The organism is Halorientalis regularis (assembly GCF_023698535.1).
GTDB classification, from domain to species: domain Archaea; phylum Halobacteriota; class Halobacteria; order Halobacteriales; family Haloarculaceae; genus Halorientalis; species Halorientalis regularis.
In genome coordinates this window covers 167,449-184,887 of record NZ_JALJCL010000001.1, presented here as the reverse complement: position 1 = coordinate 184,887, position 17,439 = coordinate 167,449, and the positions used below count along the sequence as shown (strand labels likewise).

The window sequence follows — 17,439 nt, the reverse complement described above, 5'->3', positions numbered from 1 at the left end:
AAAAGTAAAGGATTGACTGGCCTAGGGTTTCGGTATGGATCTGAGTCTCACGCAGGAACAGCGCCAGATCAAGGAGATGGTCTCGGACTTCGTGGACGAGGAGGTCGTGCCGCGAGCCGCAGAGATCGACAAGGAAGACGAGTTCCCCTGGGATCTGGTGGACGAACTCGCCGAACTCGGGCTGATGGGTATGCCCTTCCCCGAGGAGTATGGCGGGGCCGGCCTCGACTACCACGCCTACCCCATGGCGCTGGAGGAAATCTCACGGGGCTCGGGCGGACTGGGCACCATCGTCGCCGCCCACATCTCGCTGGCGGGCAACATGATCTACGAGTTCGGGGACGAGGCACAAAAAGAGGAGTACCTGACACCGCTGGCCGAGGGTCACGACGTCGGTGCCTTTGCTCTCTCTGAACCCGGTGCTGGCTCGGACGTGCCGGCCATGGAGACGACCGCCGAGAAAGACGGCGACGAGTACGTCGTCAACGGCAACAAGCTCTGGATCTCCAACGGCTCGGTCGCCGATACGGTCACGGTGTTCGCCAAGACCGACCCCGACGCCGGCAACAAGGGGATTTCCTCCTTTATCGTCCGCCCCGAGGAAGACGACGGCTTCATCGTCGAGGGCACGGAGGACAAACTCGGCGACAAGGGCTGTCCCACCGCCGAACTGCGCTTCGACGACATGCGAATTCCCGAGGATCGCCTCCTGCAAGAGGAGGGGGCGGGCTTCGTCCACGCACTGAAGACGCTCAACGGCGGGCGCATCACCATCGCCGCGCGCTCGGTCGGGATCGCACAGGCTGCCCTCGACGAGGCCGCCGAGTACGCCGGCGACCGCGAGCAGTTCGGCCAGGCCATCGGCGACTTCCAGGCCATCCAGCACAAACTCGCCGACATGGACACCAAGACCCGCGCGGCCCGACTGCTGATGCACGACGCCGCCGACAAGAAGATCCGCGGCGAGAAGTTCATCAAGGAGGCCGCCCAGGCCAAGCTCTACGCCTCGGAGGTCTCACGCGAGGTCGCCAACGAGGGCATCCAGATCCACGGTGGCTACGGCTACACCAAGGACTTCCCGATGGAGCGGTTCTACCGCGACGCCAAACTCAACGAGATCTACGAGGGCACCAGCGAAGTCCTGCGCAACACTATCGGCCAGGAGATTCTGGAGTAACCGACCGCCCTCTCTTTTCCGAACTCGGTCGGATGACTCCCTCGTATCTGGCGCAGACGGAACACACCTTTTCACCTGTTTCCGAACCGGAGAGCTCGGGTGTAACCTATTATAACGGACGGACGTTAGCCGACGCATGAGCGAGATCTCGAAGAGTCGGCTGTTGGTATCCGGGGGAAGCCTGCTATTAGTATTTCAATTGATCGTGTTTCAGCGAGCGTTCGACATCGTCGAAAACCCCGGAGTTTCAGGCACGCTCGAGGACCTCATCAGCGGTGGACTGTTGCTCATCGCCACGACCTGTATCGTCAGCGGAGCGTATCTTCGGTATCAGCGGACTTCGGCTCTGTAGGAATCACCCGAGCGACTGAATGCTGAAATCCTGGTGTAACAACCGTTCTATGACTCCCCGGAGCTCGGACGTGACCAGCCAGTCCCGCTGCCAGTGAAATCTCTCGCCCCCACTTAAACCACGGATAATCGAAGGCACAGGCTTTGTGCTATCGAGTCACTTGTGATGGATACACATGACGGCAGCAGCTGACAACGTCGCCGACGGGCGGGAGCCAGTGGCGTCCGACGGTGAACCGACAGTGCGCGACGTGGTTGGGGACGCAGTGGACACAGCGCCGGAACAGATCGCCTACCGCGAGAACGTCGGCACGCTCGACGCACCCGAGGAGCAGTGGCACCGCTACGAGACGGTGGCCGAACTGCCCGACCGGGCCTTCGACGGCTGGGACGAACTGTACGTCTACACCGAGACCCACGTCTACCACTGGGTCGCTGGCGGGTTCGCCCAGGGGCCCGAACGGGTGCCCCGCGACCCCGAGTCGCTTCCGGACGGGGAGTGACTGCACGTTTCGGCTTCGAACGGCCGACTGCAGCCGGCGGACCCGAGTGACCCGACGATCCGGAGCCGCAACGGTCAAACGTTCGAACCTGCTATTGCGTGTAGTGTTCGTTATCGCCGAGCTCGCGCTCTCCTCACCGACCCTCGTGCTGACGCCCACCATCGAGGCGAATCCGTCGGCACAGGTCCGCATTCAGTTTCAGCCAGCGATGGATCCCGAGCGGCGGCGCTTTTTCGTCCTGGTCGAGGGCCCGGACTTCGACGCCTTCGACGACGCGCTCGACGACGACTACACCGTCGCGGAGCCGACCGTCCTGGCCGAACAGGACGGCGTGCGGATGTACCGGCTCGGGCTGACCGAGGACGTGATCGCGGTGACGCCGATGGTCACCGAACTCGGTGGGATGGTGCTAGAGATGCACAGCACCGGCGGCGTCTGGTTCGTCAAACTCCAGGTCCCCGACCGCGACGCGCTGGCCGACTTTCGCGAATTCTGTATCGACAGCGGGATCGAGTACCGTCTCGAACGCCTCTACCGAACCGAGCCCACGCGGAGCGACGACCACGGTCTGACCGACCAGCAACGGGAGACGCTGTTGACCGCCGCTCGCGAGGGGTACTTCGACGTGCCACGGTCGACCAGCCAGGCGGAACTCGCCGCGGAACTGGGCGTCTCCGACTCGGCGGTCTCACAGCGCGTCCGCCGCGCCGTCGCCGCGCTGATCGACGGGGCACTCTCCGTCGACGAACCGCCGGAACGCCGGGTCTGAGGGTCGAGGGGATACCTGACTTAAAACGTGGCATATCGAAGCCGACAGTTTGGGACCGTGCAGTGCCAACCCCTGACAACGATGCAGGAACCTGCCACCGCGACGACCGAGGCAGTAGGTCCCGACACCACGTCGGAGTCGACGATCCGTGACCGGGTGGCCTCGGCGCTGTCTGGCGAACAGTTCGTCGCCGCCTTCCGCCGTCGGACCGAAGGGTCGCCGTCGAATCCCGCGGTCACCCGGGAGCGGTTCGACGCACTGGATCACCTTCCCGACGAGGCGTTCGACACTACGCCCGTCAGGACGGAACTCGTCGTCTACTCGGAGACACACGTCTATCGCTGGGTGATGACCGCCGGGACCGTCGAGCGGACCCGACTTCCCCGCGACCCGTCGGCGATGGCCCGCGAGCAGTGAGCTATTCGAGTCGGTCGCGCATCCACTCGTAGTGGTCCCGGAGTCTCCGTTCGCCACCGCCGGTCAGGGCGTACACGTCACTCAGCCCGTCCGTCCGGGACTCGACGAACCCCTTGCGTTCGAGGTCCTCGATGGAACCGTAGAACTGCTGGGGTTCGATGCGGTCGTCGTAGTGGCGTTCGAGTCGGGTCTTGAGCTTCTGGGCGGGCAACTCGCCGTCCTCGGCCCCGCCGAGGAGGATACAGATGTCCCGCCGGGTACCGCTCTGGAACCAGCGCATATCGGGAGGGGAGTCGGCCAGCGGCTTGTGAATTTCGGGACGCCACACCGCCGGTCCCACGGTGGACGATGGCCCACCCGACGCTTACGGCCGGCAATCGGCGGTGTCTAGCCCGGAAGCGGCGGGCGACCGGGGTGGTCTGTGGCAACTGCTCCCGGTGTTATATCCTTCCAGCCCGTACCCCGGATATGGAGACAATCGTGACGGAGCAGGACGGTCTGGTGCTCGCACGAATCGAGGGTGACGACAGAGTGTTCGAGGTGAACTTCGACACGGTCGAACCGACCGACGTGACGCTCCGGTTCTTTCGCGCGGACGACCGCGTCGGCAGCATCTATAACGACGACGGCACCGACCGGACGATGGCACGCCTGACCACGGGCCGCGACGGGGACGATTTCATCGGTGTCGAGGTACCGAAACCGTTCGTCGCGGAACTGCTCGACACCGCTATCGAGACGGGTCGCGTCACCGACGAAGCCGCCGCCGAGCGGTACCGGATCCGGGTCCTGTGACGACCACTCGTCGACGCGCCTTCCGTCCGGCCCCGTCTGGGCCGACACCGCAGGTCGTTCGGTGACCGGTGAGTACGCGTCGCAACCGACAGCTTCGACTGTCCCACGGCTCTAGCGGGGGTAATGCCAGACGCAGAGAGCGAGGTGACGGCCGATGGGATCACCGCACGCTACTACGAGACCGACACCGAGCGCGTTCTCGCGTTCGACCGCGACGGCGCGACGGCCGCCGTCGCCCAGAACGTCGAGGGGTACGCGATGCTGAAGGTGCGGCCGACGGCCGATGGCGACGAACTGGAACGGTACTACGGGTTCGACATGGCGCTCGACCACGCCGCGGAGTTGCTCGGGGTCGCGCCCTCGATTCTGCCCGTGCCCGACGCCGCGGCCGACATGGGAATGTGACTCAGCCGTCGAGGACGGTGGCGACCAGCGCCGCCTCGGCCCGTCGGAGGAGGTCGTTGGCGGCGCTGGGCACGCAGTCCAGTTCCGCCGCGATCTCCTCGTAACTGGTCGCCCGTGGCGACTGGTAGAAGCCGAGTTCGTAGGCCGTCTCCAGCGCCTCACGCTGGCGGTCGGTGAGCTGTGCCAGTGGCCCGTCGTGGCCGGGCTCGTAGTCGCCCAGCCAGTCGATCTTGACTTCCTCCCACCCGTGAACGGGTGGGATTCCTCCGTGGGTAATTCCGGTGAGCGGGACACCCCGAAGGCAAGATTCCCCTGACGGGTACTCCGGTTTGCGGGCTCCTCTTTGGTCGAACGATCACAGCGTCGCCACTCGTGGTCGTCCCACTCGAGGCGGGGCACCCCTCGGTGTCCCCACTCGGGGCCGTTCTGCCCGGAGTCCGCAGGCCGAGCCATCGGCCTTTCGGTGTCGAACTCAACATCGCCATCCACCACCCCGTGGAGGAAGTTCTCGCTTCCCACCACATCGCTATGCCCCTCAAACCCACATCCACCGCACTGGAACACGTCCCCGTTCCGTCCAACACGTTCCTCCTCACCACACCGCGGGCACCGCGACGACGTGCCGGCTTCCGACTCCTCCTCAACATTGATCCCACACTCACCGTCAAGGACGTCGTGCATCCGCTGGCGGAAGCGGCCGTGCGCCCAGAACAAGTCCGTCTTCTCGTTCACCGTCGCGCTCCAATGTTCCTCGCGCACATCATCCAGTTTGCCGACGTACACCTCTCCAACACCCCGCTCCTCGAAGAGGCGGGCGAGGTGGCGGACGAGTGCGTCTTGGGCGTGGTCGCGTTGCCGCCGACGCCGGTCGTACAGCTTCTCGATCAACCGACTCGAGTGTTCATCGTCGGGGAGTTGGGATTGCAAGTCCGCGATGCGTTCCGTGATGTGGTGGAAGCGGTCGAAGAGGGGGCGAGCGTGGAACACCCGTTGGTGGCCGTTGGTTGTGGTGACGGCGACGAAGTTGTTGGCACCGACGTCCACGGCGGCCACGCACTCCTCGTCGCTGGAGTCCGAGACCCGTGTTGTATCGTGCAGGAAGGTGACTGGTTGGTGTGCCGTGAACGATTCGGTGCTGCGGTCGTACTCGAGTTCCAACCGACCACCGTGCCCCTCGTACTGCGGGTTGCCGCGGATGGGGACGCGGAGACGCTGATTCAACGGAATGCCGTACTTCTCCTTTAGCTCACTTCCAAGAGCGAGTTCGATCCGCGACCGCTCACCCCACTCCACCGTGTAGGCGTCGTTGCGGACGACGGTTTGCAACACCCGCTGGTCGTCCTCCTTCCAGTAACCGGGCGGACTGGGCTTGTCCTCCCGGTTGCCATCATAGTAGTCGTCGAGTTGCGTGAAGAACGCGTCCCATGTTTCGTCGCACTTGTCGAGCAGCTTGTCGGTGATGGCACGACCAATCGTGGGTCGGAAGCGGTTGCGGATCTCGGTTTTGGTGATGGCGTTCCAGACGTCGTCCCGCGTCTTGTCGGGGTTGAAGTATGCTTGGCGGCGGTGGTAGGTGACGATGTTGACGAGGGCGGCCGCCGAGTCGAGGAGTTCGATCAGGCACACCTTCTTCCACTCGCTATCGGGGGCGAGTCGGAAGGTGTTGGTGCGCGTGCGTTCTTCCTCGGTTTGGGCCGCCATCGTCGTGTTATGTCGTATGTACGTCTGAAGCATAAGGGCTGCGGAAGGGCTGGTGTTTACAGTGACGGGACGAGTACGTGGAGGTATGGCTGAGGATGGTATGGGGCGGCCGCGCGAAGTGACGTGTGAGGGGGTGTTGGCGGCGTTTGATGGGGTGGAGCGGCCGGTGGCGACCGCTCGGGTGTTGGCTGAGGAGCTGGATTGTGGGAAGCGGACGGTGTTGCGGCGGTTGCAGGAGTTGGAAGAGCGTGGAGATGTGGAGCGATGGAAGGTCGGCGCACAGGCCGTCGTCTGGTGGCCGGTTGACGAGGGGTAGTCGGCGTGGGAATCACGGCCCGGGCATCGAGACGGTGGACTGTTGCCCTGTGCCTATCGCTTGCACCCACCCCTGAAGGGGTGGGCTTCCGCTAGCATCGTGTCGAACGCCCCTGACGGCGACCACGCCTTCGTCTCGGTGAAAAACGAGGCGAAGATCTCGGTGATCGAGTACGAGACTGCCGATGAGGTCGCGACGATCCCGACCGGGGAGTTCCCGATGGTCACGCAGGTCGCCGACGTGCCAGAGGCCGCCCTCGGGACCGGCAAGAAAGTCACTGACCCGGACGACGGCCTGTTCGGGGGGCTGTTCGACTGATCGGTTCCTCTCCACTTCCATCCCGTCTCTCGGCCCCTTCCTGTCGGCGGTCGTGTGCGAAAACTGGCCACACCGGCAAGCCTAAATGCTGAACGACTCGTAAGCCGTTGTGATGTCTGACCCACGCGTAGCCGGCGTCGGCCTCACCCACTTCGGCAAGCACCCCGAGCGGACAGGGCGTGCGATGTTCGCCGAGGCGGGGCTGGCCGCGCTCGACGACGCCGGGATCGACCCCGACGACGTCGAGGCGCTCTTCTACGGCAACTTCATGGGCGAACTGGCCGAACACCAGGGCCACCAAGCACCGCTGATGGCCGAAGCCGTCGGACTCGACGTGCCGGCGACGCGCTACGAGTCCGCCTGCGCGTCCAGCGGGGCGGCGATCCGGGACGCCGTGTTCCGCCTCCGGTCGGGCGAGGCCGACGTGGTGCTGGTCGGTGGCTCCGAGCGAATGACCAACATCGGGACGGCCGCCGCGACCGACGCGCTCTCTATCGCCGCCGACGACCTCTACGAGATCCGCGCCGGCATGACCTTCCCCGGCGCGTACGCGCTGATGGCACGCGCTTACTTCGAGGAGTACGGCGGGTCGACGGAAGACCTCGCCGAGATCGCCGTCAAGAACCACGAACACGCGCTCCCCAACGAGTACGCCCAGATGCAACAGGCGATCACGGCCGAGGACGCGCTGGACGCGCCGACCATCGCCGACCCGCTCGGACTGTACGACTCCTGTCCGATCACCGACGGCGCGACCGCCGCCGTGCTGGTCAGCGAGGAGTACGCCGCCGACCACGATCTGGATACCAGCGTCGCGGTCACCGGCACCGGACAGGGCGGCGACAAGATGGCCCTGCACGACCGCCAGTACTTCGCGCGTACACCGGCGACCGAGGACGCCGCCGACGAGGCCTACGACGACGCCGGAATCGGTCCCGATTCCGTCGATTTCCTGGAGGTCCACGACTGTTTCACCATCGCCGAAGTGCTCGCACTGGAGGGACTGGGGCTGTACGAACCCGGCGAGGCCATCGGGGCCGCGAGCCGGGGCGAAACTACCCGCGAGGGTGACCTCCCGGTCAATCTCTCCGGCGGGCTGAAGGCCAAGGGCCATCCCGTCGGCGCGACGGGCGTCGCCCAGCTCATCTCCATCACGAAACTGCTGGAGGAACGTCACCCCCGTGCCGAGGACGTCGAGGGTGCGACGACCGCCCTCGCCCACAACGCGGGTGGCACCGTTGCGAGTGCGACCGTCCACGTGCTTCAGGAGGTAGAGCAATGAGTGACGAACCGCGCGACGAGGGCTTCGACGACCTGCTCGACGCCATCGCCGACGGCGAGGGCTTCTACGTCGAGTGTGCGAACGGCCACGGCTCGCTCCCGCCGCGACTCGCCTGCCCGCAGTGTGGCTCGCAGGACCTCTCGGAGGAACCGCTTCCCGACTCCGGCGAGATCAGCACCTACACGGTCGTCACCGTCCCGACGCCGCAGTTCGAGGAGGACGCCCCGTACGTCACTGCCGTCGTCGACTTCGGTCCGGTGTCGATCACCGGCCAGGTCCGGGGTGTCGACCCCGAGGACGTCGAGACCGGGCAGGTCGTCGGCATCGGCGTCGGCGAGACCGTCACGCGCGAGGAGCGGCTGCTCGTCTTCGAGCCGCGCTAACTGGGTTCCCCGGCACCCGCGGACTGGGCGTCCGACTCACCCTCCGCGACCGCCGACCGGACCATCACGACGCCGACCAAGAACGAGGCGGCGGCGATCCCGTACGCCAGAATCGCCAGGGCCGCGCCTTCTCGCACCGTCACGCCGAGCCGATTGTTAATATACGGCATCGTCCCCAGCGTGAGAATTACCACGAACAGCCCGTTCCAGCGGTTCGTCGCCCACGACTCGCCTTTCGGGATCGCGGTGCGGTGCCCGACGAACAGCCACGTCAGGATCGCGTAGACGACCAGCACGTGGACGGCCACGAGGGCGTCGCCCGCGAGCCAGTAGCCACCGCCGCCCGCCAGGAGACCGACGACCGCGGCGAGGACGGCACGGGGACCGGTCCGCATGCTACTCCTCTGTCTCGACGGGGTCGCCCTCGCCGGGCACTTCGATCTCGATGCTGGTCGCACCGCCGGGCTCCTCGTCGCGGACGACCCGGCGGACGAACTGATCGGCGTGTTCGACGTGTGGTTGCACGTCGGACTCGTCGAACACGAGCAGGCGGGCGTTCGCACGCTTCGCGAGTGTCTCGCCGTCGTCGAGCGGTGAGACGGTGGCCTGGCGGCCCCACACGAGCGTCACGGGCACGTCGAGGTCGGCCAGCACGTCCCCGAGGTCGGCGTCGAGGTCGAGGAAGCCGCCGAAGAAGGAGGCGGGGGCGAAGCGCGCGCCGGGCTGGTGGGCCGTCGCCCACTGGTAGTCGACCAGTTCGTCGGTGACGTTGGCCTCGTCGTGGTAGCCGTGATCGGCGTTGAAGTAGCGGATCGCGGGCTTGCAGGTCGCGATGTTGTAGAGTGCGGTCCCGAGCAGCGGCGTGCGGACGAGCGACCGGACCAGCGGTCGCTGCCCCTCGAAGGTGGTCGCGTCCGGGCAGACAAGGATCAGCTCCTCGATGTCGGCGTCCGCGGCCGCGACGGCGGTGTACGCGCCGGCCAGCGAGGTGGCGATCACGGTCGCGTCCTCGGTCATGTCGTCGAGGAAGTCCCCGACGAACGTGGTGTACAGCGATCCGGAGTACAGCAGCGGGGGGCGATCCGAGCGCCCGAAGCCGGGGAGGTCGGGTGCGATCACGTGGTACTCTTCCGCGAGGGCGTCGAAGATACCGCGGAACTCGTGGCTGGAGCCGGAGGCGTTGATCCCGTGGAACAGGCAGATGTCGGGGTCATCGGGGTCGCCGGCTTCGGCGTAGGCCACGTCGAACCCGCGCCAGCGGTACGTCCCGGTCTCGCCGTCCAGCGGCGAGTCGAGGTCGTCCGCGCGCCGGCCGAGCAGTCGATTGGCCGCGCCGATCAGTCCGGCGGTACCCAGCGCCCCCAGTGCGACGTTGCGGAGCTTCATACGGGAATCAAGGGGCGACAGGCGTTTATACGTGATGGGGCAGGTGGCGATCACGCCGAGTTACCCGCGCCAGACACGGACGACGGCCACAACCAGCGCGCCGACGAACCAGAGGGTCAACCCGGCCACGCCCGCGACCAGCGATGGTGTCGGCGCGCTCCGGGTATACACGTCCCCGACAGCGAGCGTGTAGACGAGCCCGCGGTAGGCGCTGTTCGGGCTGAGCGCCGTCAGCGTCCCGAGCGCGTCGGGGCCGATCAGCCCGCCCGACAGCGCCGCGACGATCGTGGCGTCGAACCCCAGCACGAGCGCGATCACGAGGACGACGGCGATCGCCAGCGCCTCGCGGGCCGACCGGGCGGCCGCCGAGACGGCCACCGCCACGGCCAACGCGACCGCCGTGAACAGGACGGTGAGCGTCGCGAACCGCAGGAAGAGGACGGGCGCGTCGACGGTGCCGTGCCTGACGACGACGGAGACGGCGTCGCCAGGCGCGAACACGACTGCGGCGGCCGACAGCCCCAGCGAGACCAGCACGACGGGCAAGAGCCCGGCCAGTCGCCCGAGGAAGACGCCACCGACGAACGAGAGACGTCTCACCGGGTAGGTCTGGATCGTCTCCAGCTCCCCCCGATCCGCGTCCGACTGGATCGCCCGATAGCCGAAGGCGAACGCGAGCAGGGGTACCAGAATCTCCATCGGCGCGACGAGATCGAGGATCAACGGGAGGTAGCCCCCGGTCCCCGCGGCGACGACGAACCCGGCGACGACGACCACGAACCCGAGCGCGAGGACGAGGATCGTCGGCGTCCGGAGGAGCGTGGTGAACTCCCGCTGGGCGACGACCAGCGCGGTTCGGGCGCGACTCATCCGTCCACCCCCTCGCCGCGGGTCGCGACCTGGCCGGACTCGATGGCGACCAGTTCGCTCATGGCCGACGCCAGGTCGTCGGTGTCCGTCGACGCCATCAGCCCCGCCGGGCTGTCGGCCGCGACGATCCGGCCCCGATCCAGTACGAGGACCTGATCGGCGATTCGCTCGACGGCCGAGAGGTCGTGGCTCGTCACCAGTACCGCTGCGCCCGCGGCGAGGTCGGTGATCACGTCCGAGACGTGCCGGGTCATCATCGGGTCGAGCCCGCTCGACGGTTCGTCGAGCAGGACCAGCGGCGGGTCACCGACCGTCGCCTGCGCGATGCCGAGTAATCGCGTCATCCCGCCGGAGAGCGCGTCGACTCGCCGGTCGGGGACGCCGCCCAGTCCCACGCGCTCGACGGTCGCGTCCACGTCGACCGCCTCGCCGGTGAGGTCGGCGTAGAACTGCAGGGTCTCGGCGACCGTGAACTGCGGCCGGAACGCCGGTGCCTGCGGCAGGTAGCCGACCGGCCGGGTCGCGCTCTCGGGGCGCTCGACGGAGCCGTGATCGGTCCCCACCAGGTCCGCGATTGCGCGGATCAACGTGGTCTTGCCGCTCCCGTTCGGGCCGACGAGGCAGGTCACGGTGTCCGGTGCGACGGCGAACGACACGTCGTCGACCGCGATCAGGTCCCCGAAGGCCACCGTCAGATCCTCGACGACGAGCGCCGGATCGGCGGCGTCCGTCTCTCCCGGCGCCGCTGTGTCGGCCGTCTCCGTCGCTCTGGTGTCGTTCGCCCCGTCGTCGGTTGTCGCCGTCTGGGCTGTCCCGTCGGTCGTGGTGTCGGCTGATTCGTCGGTCATGGTTGGCTCCCGTTCACTCGCGCGAGCGCGTCCGGTCGCGTCGGTTCGGTCAGCGGTGCAGTGTCGACGACGCCGCTGGATCGGAGCCCCGGCAGACGGTCCCGGACGGACCGCAACAGCGTTACCGCGGGTGACTCCCGGAGGGCGAGACTCCCTTCGGCCGTGAGGAGCGCGGCGTCGACGGGTCCGGTGGGCCGGTAGGATTCGTCCAGCGTTCCGTCACCGTCGGCGTCGGTGCCCGGGAGCCGTCCCCAGTAGTTTCCGCGGCCGTCGGCCGTCCAGATCCGGACCGGGCCCATGTCGGCCTCGGCCTGCTGGTCGTTGCCCACCACGTCGTTCTCGGTGACCGTCAGCGAGGGCAGGAGGAGGTCCGCCCTGATGCCGATTCCGTTGTCGACGACGACGTTGTGGGCGACGTAGGACCGCGCGGCCGCCATGCCGAGTCCGACCTCGTTGTTTGCGACGACGTTCTCGGCGACGAAGGAGGCGCTCCCGGCGACGATCAGCCCCGCCTCACTCGCCCGCACGTCGTTGCCTCGGAGGACGTTCCCCCGCGGCCGAGTCATCACGATCACGCCGGTCGAGGCCCGGCGGACCGTGTTGTTCCGGATCAGCGCGCCCGACGTGTACATCTCGTGGACGCCGAACCGGAGGCCGGTCATCCGGGAGTCTCGGACCACGATACCGTTCGCCCGGTGGGTGTAGACGCCGTCGCGGCCGCCCTCGAACGTGACGTTCTGGACCACGACGGGGTCGAACATCGCCAGCACGCCCATGAAGCCGTCCTCCCACTCCGGCGGGCCCTCGATGCGAGAGTCACGGACGACGAGTCCCCGCCCGCCGCGCACGAGGACGCCGTTGGCGCGCGTCTCGATGCGGACGTTCGCCACGAGCGAGCCGGTGCCGTTGACGAACCGAATCGCCGAGTCGCCGCGGCCGTAGGCCAGGCGGACGAACTGGTCCCAGTCGCCGCCCGACGTATCGCCGAACGACCGCGCGCCGGTCGACCCGACGTCGCTGATCCGCAGGTCGGTGACGGCCACCTGCTCGGCCGTGACCGAGAGTACGGTCCCATCGCGGTCGCCTCGAACGTGTGTCTCCGGCCCCGCACCGACCAGCGTCAGGGGTTTGTCGACCGTGACGTTGCCCTCGTAGGTGCCTGGCGGGAGCCGGACGGTCGTGTTAGCGGGGGCGCGGTCGATGGCCGCGGCCAGCGTCGGCGCGTCCTCGCCCACGACGACCGACACGGGACGGTCCCGGAGTCGAGCGGTCGCCGTCACCTGCCGGTCGGCCCACTGGCTCCGGTTCGTCGTGATCCGCTCCATCCGGGTCTCCGGCGGGGTTCGGTCGGCGCTCCCGGACTGGATCGCCGCCCAGTCGACGACCCGCCCGCCGTACCGGTCGGCGAACGACTCTGCGGCCGATCGCTCGCCGAACGGGACGACCGTGGGTCCGCCCGGAGTTTTGGCGGGGCTGTCGACGACGAACGACGCTTCGCGGGCCGACACCCAGCCCCCGCCGAGGCTGTTCCGTTCGATTAGAAAGCCGTTCTCGTTCAGTGCTGGGTCGGTCCCGGCGTAATCGGTCACGAGGACGCCGACCGGTTCGCCGAACTGTTCGGTCGTCCGGGGGCCGCGGAGGTGGGTCGCGACGGCTTCGATGCCGTAGTAGCCGACGACGTACTCGTACTGGGAGAAGAACACCTCGGCCTTCGGGATCGAGAGGTTTCGCTCCTCGGCTTCCTCGATGTCCACGCCGGTCATCCCCATGGTGAGCGTCGAGTCGAACGATACCGGCTCGACCTCGCGCTCGCCGTGGGGATCGACCGTGAACCCCGTCGCCGTCAGGAGGACGACGAACGCGAGTCCGGCGAGGACGTACTTGACGTCCATTATCGGCCGAGTTGCGCGATCAGCTGTGGGGTCACCTCGTCGACCGTGACGAGCTTCCCGCCATGCTCGTCCCGGAACGACGAGGCGTCACCCCCGTCACCGAATCCGATCAGGTCCCTGCCCATCGCGCCGACGACCTCGGAGTTGGCGACGAAGGTCACGTCGCTGGCCGGCGCGAACGCCGACGCCTTCGGGTGTGTCGAGATGCCAGTGGTGTCCCTGAACTCGAACAGATCGTACTCCACCGCCGAGTAGTCGGTGACGTACATCACCGACCGCTCCCAGCCCCGGTCATCCCGCTCGAAGTCGTACTGGAACGCCTCCCAGGTGCTGTCGAACCGCGCGGGGTTCTCGTGGCCAGACGGCTGGTGGTCGGGGTAGAAGACCTCCGCCGACGGTCCCGGGTGGTTCACGATGTTCATGCCACACACGTCGCAGGTGTCACCCTCCGTCAAGGTCACCGCCGCGGGCACGTCCGCCGTCCCGTTCCCCGAGTTCTGTTGCTCCGAGCAGCCCGCGAGCGCGGCCACACCGACCGCACCCAGGCTGCCGAGGACCGTCCGTCGGCGGCACAGATCGTGCCGGTTCGAACGCTTGGAGTGTGCGTGCTTATCACACATGTGGTATCACCTGACCCCGACGGACAGCCATATCGTTGCCGAATACGCTGTCCGGTGGCCGGGATGGTCTTGTTACATCGTTACAAGTAGGTGGGACTAAAGTCCGCCGACGGTTCCCGGAGTGTGAGAATACGGTCACTCTCTCTTTTCTTCCACGCACTCCTCGATAGGCTCCAGGAGTTCGTCGGCGACCGCGTAGGGGTCGGTCTCGCGGTCGAGGACGCGGTCGACGAACTGATCGAGCCCACCGCGTTCCTCGATCTCCTCGGCCAGGAGGTCGGCGGTGTCTTCCCGCAGGAGCCGCCTGATCTCCGCGGCGTACCGGTTCCGGGCCTTGACCTCCAGTTGGCCCGACTCGACCAGGTACTCGCGGTGGTCGTCCAGCACCGAGAGGAGTTCGTCCAGGCCGTCGCCGCGCTTGGCCACCGTCTCGACGATGGACGGCGACCAGGAGGGTCCGTCCTCGTCGGTCGCGTCACCCGTCGCGTCCTCGTCGCGAGTCTTCTCGACCGTTCCGTGGTGGCCCGTGGCGACGGCGAGTTCGTCCCGGCGCATCTCGATCATCTCCCGGAGTTCCTGGACCGTCCTGTTGGCCCCGTCCAGATCGGCCTTGTTGACGACGAACAGGTCGGCTATTTCGAGGATGCCGGCCTTGAGCATCTGCACGTCGTCGCCGCTGGCCGGCGGGACCAGCACGGCGACGGTGTCGGCCGTCCGGACGATGTCGATCTCGTTCTGCCCGGCCCCGACGGTCTCGATGATGATCTTGTCCTTCCCGAAAGCGTCCAGCGCCTTGACCGCGTCCGTGGTGGCCGTCGAGAGTCCGCCCAGCGTCCCCCGGGCAGACATCGAGCGGAAGAACACGTCCATGTCGCCCGTATTCGAGGCCATCCGGATGCGGTCGCCCAGCACCGCGCCGCCGGTGAAGGGCGAGGACGGGTCGATGGCGATCACGCCAACGGTGAGCCCGCGGTTGCGGTACTCCTCGGCCATCTTGTCGACCAGTGTCGACTTGCCCGCGCCGGGACTGCCGGTGATGCCGATCACGTCGGCGTGGCCGGTGTGCTCGTGGAGTTGCGAGACCAGATCGCGGTAGCCCGGCGCGCGGTCCTCGATCTTGGTGATCGTGCGGGCCAGCGCACGGTGGTCGCCGTCGAGTAAGTTGTCGACGAGCGAAGTCACGGGAGACCACCCCGTGGATCGACCGTGACGTCGTCAGTCGCAGTCCGTGCCCATGGCTCGGAACGTCTGACGGAACTCATCGTCGCTCGGGCACGTTCTCCTGGACGAACTCGACGATCTCGTCCATGGACGCTCCGGGGCCGAAGATGTGCGCGACACCGAGATCGAGCAGTTCGTCGCGGTCCTCCTCGGGGATGATCCCGCCGACGAGGATCAGCGTGTCCTCTTTCGCCCCGTACTCCTCGAGTCCATCCATTATCTTCGGGATGAGTGTGCTGTGCGCGCCCGAGAGAATCGAGAGGCCCAGCACGTCCACGTCCTCCTGGACCGTCGCCTGAACGATTTCGTCTGGGGCTTTGTGCAGGCCCGAGTAGATAACCTCGAAGCCGGCGTCGCGGAACGCCCGCGCGATGACGTGAGCGCCCCGGTCGTGACCGTCCAGCCCGACCTTTCCGACGAGACACCGGATCGTCCGCTGTTCCTGCGCTTCGCTCATGCCACCTCGTAACACGTTGGTCACTTTCACTCTTGCCGTTACGGAACGGTCCACGTCGGTCGCGAACGGAATACTGATGTGTCGAAATGCATTTCGAACTGACATGTCTGAGGGGGTCCGGTGAAGGGTGGCATCGCACTGGCGATTCTGGGGTTCGCCATGCTGGCGGCCAGCGTGGGCGGAATCGTCCCGGCCGTCACCGGGGCGTCGGGGCACGACAGAGTGCAGGCGACCGTGGTCGAAACCGGGATCGAGGAGTTCGACGACGACGAGGAGTACCGGCCAGTCGTCGTCTACGAGTACGAGATCGACGGCGAGACATACCGGAGCGACAACTTCTACCCCGGGTCCACCTACCCACCGTACACCGAAGCGAAAGCCCGGGATCGGATATCGGGGTACGAATCCGGCGAGACCGTCACGATGTTCGTCGATTTAGACGACCCTGATCGGGCGTTTCTGGAGCGTCAGCCACTCGGCGAGCGGATCGTCAGCCTCGGCGGGTACGCCGTCGGCATCCTGATCGGCGCACCGCTTCTCGTCGGCGGCGGGAAACTGACCGTCTCGGGCCTGCGCTCGACCGGCGAGTGAGCGGGTTCCGACGGACTGATGCCCGAGGCGTCCTCACGACCGGATATGGCAGTCGCAGACGACCTCCAGCGCTGGCCGAAGGCGCACCCGCGCGCCGTCACGACGATCCTCTCGATCATCGGATACGCCCTCGTGATCGGCGCGTTCGGCGGTTTCCTCCCGCTCCCGGAGTTCAGTCGGGGGACGGTCATCTTCCTGGGTGATGCCATCGCCGTCGTGAACACGCTCGCACTCACCGCCATCGTCGCCGGCGTCTACTTCATCCGGAACGACCAGGTCCGGAAACACCGCGCGGCGATGCTGACGGCCTTCACCCTCATCATGTTCTTCCTCGTCCTCTACCTCCTGAAAGTCGGCGGTGGATTCGAGAAGGCCATCGACGCCCAGGGCGCGGTCTGGATCGCCTACATCGTCATGCTCGCGATCCACATCCTGCTGTCGGCGCTGGCCGTGCCAGTCGTCCTCCACGCGGTCGTCCTCGGGTTGACGCACTCGCCCGCCGAGTTGCGGGATACGATACACGCCAGGGTCGGCCGGGTCGCCGTCGCCGCGTGGGGCCTCTCGCTCGCGCTCGGCATCGTGACCTACATCCTCCTGAACCACGTCTACGGCTGGACGCCACGGGGCCACAGCGCCGGTCTGCTCCTGTTGCTGCTCTCCACGCGGCCCTCCTCGGCTGCCCGTCCGATCTTCGACCGCGAGTGATTCCGGGGCCGAATCTGGAGACAATTTGATGTATCTGTCCGTCAATGTTCTATAGCATGGACGAACTCGTTCGGGCGTTTCAGGATGTGGACGCGAACCTACGTCTCGTCTTCGCACTCTCGGAAGTCTCGTGGGATCTGTTGTACGTCAGGGACGACGTGGCAGACACGTATTCCGAGTCGGATTTCGAGGCGACGTACCGCGAGCACATGGGAAACCGAATCTCGGCCAGTAACCTCCGCCAGACCATCGACGGCGGCGAGTACCACGGTGAGATGTACTTCTTCGAGGATATCGTCGTCTTCCAGTTCCCGTCCACCCGTCACGAGGCCGTCGTCGTCTCGTACGACTGGGACGAGACAGCCCCGATCGCAGACGTGTTCGAGGTCGCGAAAAACGCGGACATGTGAATCGCTGGCCGGCCGGACCGTC

The 17,439-nt window shown here is 66.8% G+C and carries 25 protein-coding genes and 1 pseudogene; 15 read left to right on the top strand and 11 right to left on the bottom strand.

All coding sequences use genetic code 11. The features are described 5' to 3' along the window. Positions 1 to 34: 34 nt before the first annotated feature. The 5 genes from MU521_RS01000 to MU521_RS00980 all read left to right on the top strand — a co-directional run bounded on the left by MU521_RS01000 (position 35) and on the right by MU521_RS00980 (position 3,217). Positions 35 to 1,177, top strand: a complete 1,143-nt coding sequence (locus tag MU521_RS01000; RefSeq protein WP_092686911.1) for an acyl-CoA dehydrogenase — start codon at positions 35 to 37, stop codon at positions 1,175 to 1,177. Positions 1,178 to 1,313: 136 nt separating this feature from the next. Beyond that, complete coding sequence (locus MU521_RS00995; protein WP_092686914.1) at positions 1,314 to 1,529, top strand: hypothetical protein; 216 nt, start codon at positions 1,314 to 1,316, stop codon at positions 1,527 to 1,529. 175 nt (positions 1,530 to 1,704) lie between these two features. Further along, on the top strand, positions 1,705 to 2,031 hold the full coding sequence (locus MU521_RS00990) for a hypothetical protein (protein WP_139171021.1): 327 nt from the start codon (positions 1,705 to 1,707) through the stop codon (positions 2,029 to 2,031). A 103-nt stretch (positions 2,032 to 2,134) separates the two neighbouring features. Beyond that, positions 2,135 to 2,800 carry a helix-turn-helix domain-containing protein gene (locus tag MU521_RS00985; protein ID WP_139171022.1) on the top strand — a complete coding sequence of 222 codons (666 nt, stop codon included), beginning with the start codon at positions 2,135 to 2,137 and terminating at the stop codon, positions 2,798 to 2,800. Positions 2,801 to 2,881: 81 nt separating this feature from the next. Beyond that, entirely contained in the window at positions 2,882 to 3,217 is a 336-nt protein-coding gene (locus tag MU521_RS00980) for a hypothetical protein (RefSeq protein WP_092686920.1), read from the top strand. 1 nt (position 3,218) lies between these two features. Here MU521_RS00980 and MU521_RS00975 read toward each other — a convergent pair whose 3' ends face one another. Then, entirely contained in the window at positions 3,219 to 3,497 is a 279-nt protein-coding gene (locus MU521_RS00975; RefSeq protein ID WP_092686923.1) for a PadR family transcriptional regulator, read from the bottom strand. A 188-nt stretch (positions 3,498 to 3,685) separates the two neighbouring features. On the opposite strand from MU521_RS00975, the gene MU521_RS00970 reads away from it, so the two are divergent. Further along, positions 3,686 to 4,012, top strand: a complete 327-nt coding sequence (locus MU521_RS00970; RefSeq protein ID WP_092686926.1) for a hypothetical protein — start codon at positions 3,686 to 3,688, stop codon at positions 4,010 to 4,012. 123 nt (positions 4,013 to 4,135) lie between these two features. Then, entirely contained in the window at positions 4,136 to 4,417 is a 282-nt protein-coding gene (locus tag MU521_RS00965) for a DUF7111 family protein (RefSeq protein ID WP_092686929.1), read from the top strand. 1 nt (position 4,418) lies between these two features. Here the strand turns inward: MU521_RS00965 and MU521_RS21780 are convergent, their stop codons facing one another. Beyond that, positions 4,419 to 4,604 carry a helix-turn-helix domain-containing protein gene (locus MU521_RS21780; RefSeq protein ID WP_432613030.1) on the bottom strand — a complete coding sequence of 62 codons (186 nt, stop codon included), beginning with the start codon at positions 4,602 to 4,604 and terminating at the stop codon, positions 4,419 to 4,421. 329 nt (positions 4,605 to 4,933) lie between these two features. Then, positions 4,934 to 5,461 (bottom strand): annotated as a pseudogene (locus MU521_RS21570) (transposase); the annotation flags it as partial. A gap of 276 nt (positions 5,462 to 5,737) precedes the next feature. On the opposite strand from MU521_RS21570, the gene MU521_RS00955 reads away from it, so the two are divergent. The 5 genes from MU521_RS00955 to MU521_RS00935 all read left to right on the top strand — a co-directional run bounded on the left by MU521_RS00955 (position 5,738) and on the right by MU521_RS00935 (position 8,417). Continuing rightward, positions 5,738 to 6,211, top strand: a complete 474-nt coding sequence (locus tag MU521_RS00955) for a hypothetical protein (RefSeq protein WP_250864783.1) — start codon at positions 5,738 to 5,740, stop codon at positions 6,209 to 6,211. Then, positions 6,204 to 6,434 (top strand): hypothetical protein, encoded by a 231-nt coding sequence (locus MU521_RS00950; RefSeq protein ID WP_092686932.1) that lies wholly within the window; start codon positions 6,204 to 6,206, stop codon positions 6,432 to 6,434. The genes MU521_RS00955 and MU521_RS00950 overlap by 8 nt, the downstream gene beginning before the upstream one ends. A gap of 99 nt (positions 6,435 to 6,533) precedes the next feature. Beyond that, complete coding sequence (locus MU521_RS00945) at positions 6,534 to 6,752, top strand: hypothetical protein (RefSeq protein ID WP_092686935.1); 219 nt, start codon at positions 6,534 to 6,536, stop codon at positions 6,750 to 6,752. 112 nt (positions 6,753 to 6,864) lie between these two features. Continuing rightward, a complete protein-coding gene (locus MU521_RS00940; protein WP_092686938.1) occupies positions 6,865 to 8,034 on the top strand; it encodes a thiolase C-terminal domain-containing protein in 1,170 nt (389 codons plus the stop codon). Beyond that, positions 8,031 to 8,417 carry a Zn-ribbon domain-containing OB-fold protein gene (locus MU521_RS00935; RefSeq protein WP_092686941.1) on the top strand — a complete coding sequence of 129 codons (387 nt, stop codon included), beginning with the start codon at positions 8,031 to 8,033 and terminating at the stop codon, positions 8,415 to 8,417. The genes MU521_RS00940 and MU521_RS00935 overlap by 4 nt, the downstream gene beginning before the upstream one ends. Here MU521_RS00935 and MU521_RS00930 read toward each other — a convergent pair. From MU521_RS00930 to MU521_RS00895, 8 genes are all read right to left on the bottom strand, one after another. After that, positions 8,414 to 8,812, bottom strand: a complete 399-nt coding sequence (locus MU521_RS00930; RefSeq protein WP_092686944.1) for a hypothetical protein — start codon at positions 8,810 to 8,812, stop codon at positions 8,414 to 8,416. The two genes, MU521_RS00935 and MU521_RS00930, sit on opposite strands and share 4 nt — an antisense overlap. Position 8,813: 1 nt before the next feature. Continuing rightward, the gene (locus MU521_RS00925) at positions 8,814 to 9,803 is read right to left on the bottom strand and encodes an alpha/beta fold hydrolase (protein WP_092686947.1); all 990 of its coding nucleotides are present in this window, start codon (positions 9,801 to 9,803) and stop codon (positions 8,814 to 8,816) included. A 60-nt stretch (positions 9,804 to 9,863) separates the two neighbouring features. After that, positions 9,864 to 10,673: an ABC transporter permease subunit gene (locus MU521_RS00920; protein WP_092686949.1), complete on the bottom strand. Its 810-nt coding sequence runs from the start codon at positions 10,671 to 10,673 to the stop codon at positions 9,864 to 9,866. Further along, positions 10,670 to 11,521, bottom strand: a complete 852-nt coding sequence (locus MU521_RS00915) for an ABC transporter ATP-binding protein (RefSeq protein ID WP_092686952.1) — start codon at positions 11,519 to 11,521, stop codon at positions 10,670 to 10,672. The genes MU521_RS00920 and MU521_RS00915 overlap by 4 nt, the downstream gene beginning before the upstream one ends. Beyond that, positions 11,518 to 13,413: a NosD domain-containing protein gene (locus tag MU521_RS00910; RefSeq protein ID WP_092686955.1), complete on the bottom strand. Its 1,896-nt coding sequence runs from the start codon at positions 13,411 to 13,413 to the stop codon at positions 11,518 to 11,520. Before MU521_RS00910 ends, MU521_RS00915 begins: the two co-directional genes overlap by 4 nt. Beyond that, positions 13,413 to 14,033 carry a nitrous oxide reductase accessory protein NosL gene (locus MU521_RS00905; RefSeq protein WP_092686958.1) on the bottom strand — a complete coding sequence of 207 codons (621 nt, stop codon included), beginning with the start codon at positions 14,031 to 14,033 and terminating at the stop codon, positions 13,413 to 13,415. The genes MU521_RS00910 and MU521_RS00905 overlap by 1 nt, the downstream gene beginning before the upstream one ends. Before the next feature lie 135 nt (positions 14,034 to 14,168). Next, positions 14,169 to 15,215, bottom strand: a complete 1,047-nt coding sequence (gene meaB / locus MU521_RS00900) for a methylmalonyl Co-A mutase-associated GTPase MeaB (protein WP_092686961.1) — start codon at positions 15,213 to 15,215, stop codon at positions 14,169 to 14,171. 76 nt (positions 15,216 to 15,291) lie between these two features. Further along, complete coding sequence (locus tag MU521_RS00895) at positions 15,292 to 15,711, bottom strand: cobalamin B12-binding domain-containing protein (protein ID WP_092686964.1); 420 nt, start codon at positions 15,709 to 15,711, stop codon at positions 15,292 to 15,294. A gap of 120 nt (positions 15,712 to 15,831) precedes the next feature. Here MU521_RS00895 and MU521_RS00890 point away from each other — a divergent pair, with 120 nt between their 5' ends. Genes MU521_RS00890 through MU521_RS00880 form a run of 3 tightly spaced genes read left to right on the top strand, consistent with a single transcriptional unit; the run spans position 15,832 to position 17,417 of the window. Then, a complete protein-coding gene (locus tag MU521_RS00890; RefSeq protein ID WP_092686967.1) occupies positions 15,832 to 16,302 on the top strand; it encodes a DUF3592 domain-containing protein in 471 nt (156 codons plus the stop codon). 45 nt (positions 16,303 to 16,347) lie between these two features. After that, positions 16,348 to 17,007, top strand: coding sequence for a DUF420 domain-containing protein (locus tag MU521_RS00885; protein WP_092686970.1), 660 nt, complete (start codon positions 16,348 to 16,350; stop codon positions 17,005 to 17,007). A gap of 56 nt (positions 17,008 to 17,063) precedes the next feature. Beyond that, entirely contained in the window at positions 17,064 to 17,417 is a 354-nt protein-coding gene (locus tag MU521_RS00880) for a DUF7522 family protein (RefSeq protein WP_092686973.1), read from the top strand. Positions 17,418 to 17,439: the final 22 nt, after the last annotated feature.

What these genes read in the sequence shown, in the direction of transcription:
- MU521_RS01000 (WP_092686911.1), top strand. Translation starts at nt 35, where the DNA reads ATGGATCTGAGTCTCACGCAGGAACAGCGCCAGATCAAGGAGATGGTC.
- MU521_RS00995 (WP_092686914.1), top strand. Translation starts at nt 1,314, where the DNA reads ATGAGCGAGATCTCGAAGAGTCGGCTGTTGGTATCCGGGGGAAGCCTG.
- MU521_RS00990 (WP_139171021.1), top strand. Translation starts at nt 1,705, where the DNA reads ATGACGGCAGCAGCTGACAACGTCGCCGACGGGCGGGAGCCAGTGGCG.
- MU521_RS00980 (WP_092686920.1), top strand. Translation starts at nt 2,882, where the DNA reads ATGCAGGAACCTGCCACCGCGACGACCGAGGCAGTAGGTCCCGACACC.
- MU521_RS00975 (WP_092686923.1), bottom strand. Translation starts at nt 3,497, where the DNA reads ATGCGCTGGTTCCAGAGCGGTACCCGGCGGGACATCTGTATCCTCCTC.
- MU521_RS00970 (WP_092686926.1), top strand. Translation starts at nt 3,686, where the DNA reads ATGGAGACAATCGTGACGGAGCAGGACGGTCTGGTGCTCGCACGAATC.
- MU521_RS00965 (WP_092686929.1), top strand. Translation starts at nt 4,136, where the DNA reads ATGCCAGACGCAGAGAGCGAGGTGACGGCCGATGGGATCACCGCACGC.
- MU521_RS00950 (WP_092686932.1), top strand. Translation starts at nt 6,204, where the DNA reads ATGGCTGAGGATGGTATGGGGCGGCCGCGCGAAGTGACGTGTGAGGGG.
- MU521_RS00940 (WP_092686938.1), top strand. Translation starts at nt 6,865, where the DNA reads ATGTCTGACCCACGCGTAGCCGGCGTCGGCCTCACCCACTTCGGCAAG.
- MU521_RS00935 (WP_092686941.1), top strand. Translation starts at nt 8,031, where the DNA reads ATGAGTGACGAACCGCGCGACGAGGGCTTCGACGACCTGCTCGACGCC.
- MU521_RS00930 (WP_092686944.1), bottom strand. Translation starts at nt 8,812, where the DNA reads ATGCGGACCGGTCCCCGTGCCGTCCTCGCCGCGGTCGTCGGTCTCCTG.
- MU521_RS00925 (WP_092686947.1), bottom strand. Translation starts at nt 9,803, where the DNA reads ATGAAGCTCCGCAACGTCGCACTGGGGGCGCTGGGTACCGCCGGACTG.
- MU521_RS00920 (WP_092686949.1), bottom strand. Translation starts at nt 10,673, where the DNA reads ATGAGTCGCGCCCGAACCGCGCTGGTCGTCGCCCAGCGGGAGTTCACC.
- MU521_RS00915 (WP_092686952.1), bottom strand. Translation starts at nt 11,521, where the DNA reads ATGACCGACGAATCAGCCGACACCACGACCGACGGGACAGCCCAGACG.
- MU521_RS00910 (WP_092686955.1), bottom strand. Translation starts at nt 13,413, where the DNA reads ATGGACGTCAAGTACGTCCTCGCCGGACTCGCGTTCGTCGTCCTCCTG.
- MU521_RS00905 (WP_092686958.1), bottom strand. Translation starts at nt 14,033, where the DNA reads ATGTGTGATAAGCACGCACACTCCAAGCGTTCGAACCGGCACGATCTG.
- MU521_RS00895 (WP_092686964.1), bottom strand. Translation starts at nt 15,711, where the DNA reads ATGAGCGAAGCGCAGGAACAGCGGACGATCCGGTGTCTCGTCGGAAAG.
- MU521_RS00885 (WP_092686970.1), top strand. Translation starts at nt 16,348, where the DNA reads ATGGCAGTCGCAGACGACCTCCAGCGCTGGCCGAAGGCGCACCCGCGC.
- MU521_RS00880 (WP_092686973.1), top strand. Translation starts at nt 17,064, where the DNA reads ATGGACGAACTCGTTCGGGCGTTTCAGGATGTGGACGCGAACCTACGT.